The sequence below is a fragment of the Sphingomonas sp. CCH9-F2 genome (genome assembly GCF_001556735.1).
Lineage (GTDB): Bacteria > Pseudomonadota > Alphaproteobacteria > Sphingomonadales > Sphingomonadaceae > Sphingomonas > Sphingomonas ginsenosidimutans.
Window position 1 is genome coordinate 1 of sequence record NZ_LSJO01000695.1, and the last position, 4,766, is coordinate 4,766.

The following is a 4,766-nucleotide window of genomic DNA, read 5'->3' on the forward strand; positions in this document are numbered from 1 at the left end:
GGGCGGCGGGGATCAGCGCGGATCCCGCCCCGGCGCCGCATCCGGCGATCAGCAGCGACCAGCCGATCATGATCGCGCGGCGTCCCAAAGTCCTGCTGTCCATGTCGTGTACGCCCACCCCTGCCGAACCGGAGCCTTCGGCGGGGGGGACGGGCGTGGCAATCCCGGCGGACGTGCCGGTGCGACGACCGCCCCCGGACGTGCGACGAGTCGCGACCGGTCGGCCGTCGACGATCAAGCCGTTGATTCCGATGCCGATCGCGCCGCGCGCATCACGGCACCAGCACCGTATCGACCGGCGGATCGACCAGCTGCGGATAGTCGAGCGTATAGTGCAGCCCGCGGCTTTCCTTGCGGTGCAGCGCCGAGCGGACGATGAGGTCGGCGGTCTGGAGCAGATTGCGCAGCTCGATCAGGTCCGGCGTCACGCGGAAATGGCCGTAATAATCCTCGATCTCGGACCGGAGCAGGTCGATGCGGTGCTTCGCCCGCTCCAGCCGCTTGGTCGTCCGCACGATGCCGACGTAATTCCACATGAAGCGGCGGATCTCGGTCCAGTTCTGCTTGATGACCACTTCCTCGTCGGAATCGGTCACGCGGCTTTCGTCCCACGGGCGGATCGACGGGACGGCGGGCAGCGCGTCCCAATTGGCGGCGATGTGGCGCGCCGCCGCCTCGCCGAACACGAAACATTCCAGCAGCGAATTGCTGGCGAGGCGATTGGCGCCGTGCAGCCCGCTTTCGGTGCATTCCCCGGCCGCGTACAGCCCCGGCAGGTCGGTGCGCCCGTCCTGATCCACCATGATCCCGCCACAGGTATAATGCTGCGCCGGCACCACCGGGATCGGCGCGACCGTCATGTCGATGCCCAGCCCCAGCAATTTGTCGTAGATGTTCGGGAAATGCCCGCGGATGAAGTCGGCGGGCATGTGGCTGATGTCGAGATGGACGTAATCGAGGCCGTAGCGCTTGATCTCCGCATCGATCGCGCGCGCCACCACGTCGCGCGGCGCCAGTTCCAGCCGCTCGTCGTAGTAAGGCATGAAGCGCTTGCCGGTGACCGGGTTGATCAGCCGCCCGCCCTCGCCGCGCACCGCCTCGGTAATCAGGAAGTTCTTGACCTCCAGGTGATAGAGGCAGGTCGGGTGGAACTGCATGAATTCCATGTTGGCCACCCGGGCTCCCGCCCTCCAGGCCATCGCGATCCCGTCCCCGGTCGCACCGCGCGGCGCGGTGGAGAACAGATAGGTGCGCCCCGCGCCGCCGGTCGCCAGCACCGTCGCGCGCGCGGTGTGCAGCGCGACCCGCCCGCTCTGCCGGTCGATCGCATAGACGCCCCACACGTTGCCCGCACCAGAATAGCGTTGCTCGTGCCGGCTGGTCGCCAGGTCGATGGCGACCTGATCGGGCACCAGCGTGATGTTCGGATGCGCCTCCGCCGCGCGTTGCAACGCCTCCTGCACCGCCCAGCCGGTGGCGTCGGCGACATGGACGATGCGACGGTGCGAATGGCCGCCCTCGCGCGTCAGGTGCAGCGCGCCGCCTTCCTCGGCGAAGGGGACGCCCAGTTCCTGCAGCCGGTGGATCGCAGCGGGCGCGCGCTCCACCACCATCTCCACCACGTCGCGGTCGTTGAGGCCGGCGCCCGCGACCATCGTATCCTCGACATGGTTGTCGAACGTGTCGCCCGGTTCCAGCACCGCCGCGATCCCGCCCTGCGCCCAGGCGGTCGACCCTTCGTTGAGCGCGCCCTTGGCCAGCACGGTGACCCTGAACCGGTCCGCCAGGTTGAGCGCGGCGGTCAGCCCGGCCGCCCCCGATCCGACGATCAGGACATCGCCGGCGCTCATCGTGCGCCGCCGCGAATGTTGCGAATGTTGAGACGGAAGCGGGGTGTCGCAGCGGGGATCAGGCAGGGCATGACGATCATGTGGCATAGATCGGGGGGTGTGGGACAGGGGTTGCGGGACAGGGGGTGTAGCGGTGTTGCCGATACCGTCGGCGGTAGCGCGGCCCTGGGTTCCGGCGTGCGCCGGAACACGGCCGCCGCTGTGCTCCGGCGCAGGCAGAGCCCAGGGTTGGGATCGCAACCGTCGCGCCGCGCGCGGCCCCGGGGTCACGGCAGGCCGGGAACCGCCCCCCTACCCCGCGTTGGCGGCGCGGGTGAGACTGAGGAACACGTCCTCCAGATCGGCTTCCTTGGTGGAGACGTCGACGATCCCGAACCCTTCGGCCTGCACCGCGCCCAGCACCTCGCCGGCGTTCACCCGGTCCTTGGAATAGGTGATCTCCAGCGTGCGCGTGCCCTTCAGCACGATCTTCTCGAAACAGGTCGAGCGCGGCAGCGCGGCGACGTCGCGGTCGACGGTGACCGCGACGATCTTCTCCTGCGCCTTGCCAAGCAGCTCGGCGGTCGGTTCGTTGGCGATGACGCGGCCGTGGTTGATGATCGCGATGCGATCGCACAGCTCCTCCGCCTCCTCCAGATAGTGGGTCGTCAGCACCACCGTCACGCCCGCGTCGTTGAGGCTGCGCACATAGCTCCACAATTGCTGACGCAGCTCGATGTCGACGCCCGCGGTCGGCTCGTCCAGCACCAGCACGGGCGGCGAATGGACCATCGCCTTGGCCACCATCAGCCGCCGCTTCATGCCGCCCGACAGCGTGCGGGCATAGGCCTTCGCCTTGTCCTCCAGATGGACCGCGCGCAGCAGCTCCATCGAGCGGCGATCCTTCTTCGGCACGCCGTACAGGCCGGCCTGGATCTCCAGCGTCTCCACCGGGGTGAAGAACGGGTCGAACAATATCTCCTGGTTGACGATGCCGATCGACGCCTTCGCATTGCGGGGATGCGCGTCGATGTCGAAGCCCCAGATCTCGGCGCTGCCGCTGGTCTTGTTGACCAACCCGGCCAGGATGTTGATGAGCGTCGACTTGCCCGCGCCATTGGGGCCGAGCAATCCGAAGATGCTGCCGCGCGGCACGTCGAAACTGACCCCGTCGAGCGCGCGCTTGCCGCCCTGATAGGTCTTGCACAGGTCGCGGATGGCGATAGCGGCGTCGGTCATGCGCGGGGATTACGCGCGCGGGCGAGCGATTCCAATCCTTGCGGCGAAAGGAATTGTCGCATCGCGCGCGGCTTGCTAACGGATCGGCCATGTTGCCGCCGCCCGAAATCGTCCGCGTTTCCCAGACCCGCATCGCCTGCGACGGGGCGAGCGACATTCCCGGCGGCGCGGCGCTGGGCCATCCGCGCGTGTGGCTGCAGATCGACGAGCATGGCTATGTCGATTGCGGCTATTGCGACCGGCGCTTCGTGCTGATCGGCGGCCCCGCCGACGGGGCCGACCACAGCCGCCTGCCCGACATTTCCGAAGGCGCGAGCCCGCAGTAGTATCAGGCAGCGTGCGCGCCTATCTTGGCGCGATGACCGACCCCCGCTCCTTCCTGTACCGCGACACGCTCGATCCCGACACCGCGCTGCGCGTCACCGCCGACGTCCTGGCGAAGGCCGACGATGGCGAGCTGTTCCTGCAATATCGCCGCGCGGAGGCGTTCGGATTCGACGACGGGCGGCTGAAGACCGCGACCTACGACACCAATGCCGGTTTCGGCCTGCGCGCGGTATCGGGCGAGATGACCGCCTTCGCGCACGCCAACGAACTGTCGGAGGCGGCGATCCGCCGCGCGGGCGAGACGATGGCGCTGATCGACCCGTCGATTGCCGCCCGCGCCGCGCCGCCCGCGCGCACCAACCATCGCCTGTACACCGACGCCGATCCGCTCGACCTGATCCCCTTCGCCGACAAGGTGAACTTGTGCCAGACGATCGACGCCGCCGCGCGCGCGCGCGATCCGCGCGTGGCGCAGGTGTCGGTCTCGCTGTCGGGGACGTGGAGCGTTGTGGAGGTGGTGCGCCCCGACGGGTTCGTCGCCACCGACGTGCGCCCGCTGGTGCGGCTGAACGTGTCGATCGTCGCGGAGACGAACGGGCGGCGCGAGACGGGGACCTTCGGGATCGGCGGGCGCTATCTGTACGACCAGCTGTTCGATCCGGCGACGTGGAATCGCGCGATCGACGAGGCGCTGGCGCAGGCGCTGGTGAACCTGGAATCGGTCGCGGCACCAGCGGGCGAGATGACGGTGCTGCTCGGGCCGGGCTGGCCCGGCGTGCTGCTGCACGAGGCGATCGGCCACGGGCTGGAGGGCGATTTCAACCGCAAGGGCACGTCGGCCTTCTCCGGCCGGATCGGCGAGCAGGTGGCGGCGCGCGGCGTGACCGTGGTCGACGACGGCGCGATCGCCGACCGCCGCGGCAGCCTGACCATCGATGACGAGGGCACGCCGACGCGCGAGACGATCCTGATCGAGGACGGCTTCCTCAAGGGCTATATGCAGGACCGGCTCAACGCGCGGCTGATGGGGGTCGAGCCGACCGGCAACGGCCGCCGCGAAAGCTATGCGCACGCGCCGATGCCGCGGATGACCAACACCTTCATGAAGGGCGGGCAGGACGATCCGGCCGAACTGCTGTCGCGCGTGAATAAGGGCATCTTCGCCAAGTCGTTCGGCGGCGGGCAGGTCGACATCGTGTCGGGGAAGTTCGTCTTCTCCTGCACCGAGGCCTATCTGATCGAGGACGGGAAGCTGGGCGCGCCGATCAAGGGCGCGACGCTGATCGGCGACGGGCCGAGCGTGCTGACGCGCGTGCAGGGCATCGGCAACGACATGGCGCTGGACGAGGGGATCGGCGTGTGCGGCAAGGG

4 protein-coding genes are annotated in these 4,766 nt (G+C 68.8%); 2 read left to right on the top strand and 2 right to left on the bottom strand.

Annotated features, from left to right (window positions below; translation table 11 throughout):
* Positions 1 to 272 precede the first annotated feature (272 nt).
* Positions 273 to 1,850, bottom strand: a complete 1,578-nt coding sequence (nadB, locus tag AX685_RS19930; RefSeq protein WP_066491921.1) for an L-aspartate oxidase — start codon at positions 1,848 to 1,850, stop codon at positions 273 to 275.
* 291 nt (positions 1,851 to 2,141) lie between these two features.
* Entirely contained in the window at positions 2,142 to 3,068 is a 927-nt protein-coding gene (locus AX685_RS19935; protein WP_066491922.1) for an ABC transporter ATP-binding protein, read from the bottom strand.
* An 89-nt stretch (positions 3,069 to 3,157) separates the two neighbouring features.
* On the opposite strand from AX685_RS19935, the gene AX685_RS19940 reads away from it, so the two are divergent.
* Positions 3,158 to 3,394, top strand: coding sequence for a zinc-finger domain-containing protein (locus AX685_RS19940; protein ID WP_066491923.1), 237 nt, complete (start codon positions 3,158 to 3,160; stop codon positions 3,392 to 3,394).
* A 32-nt stretch (positions 3,395 to 3,426) separates the two neighbouring features.
* A partial coding sequence (locus AX685_RS19945; RefSeq protein ID WP_066491932.1) for a metallopeptidase TldD-related protein occupies positions 3,427 to 4,766 on the top strand: 1,340 nt, incomplete at its 3' end.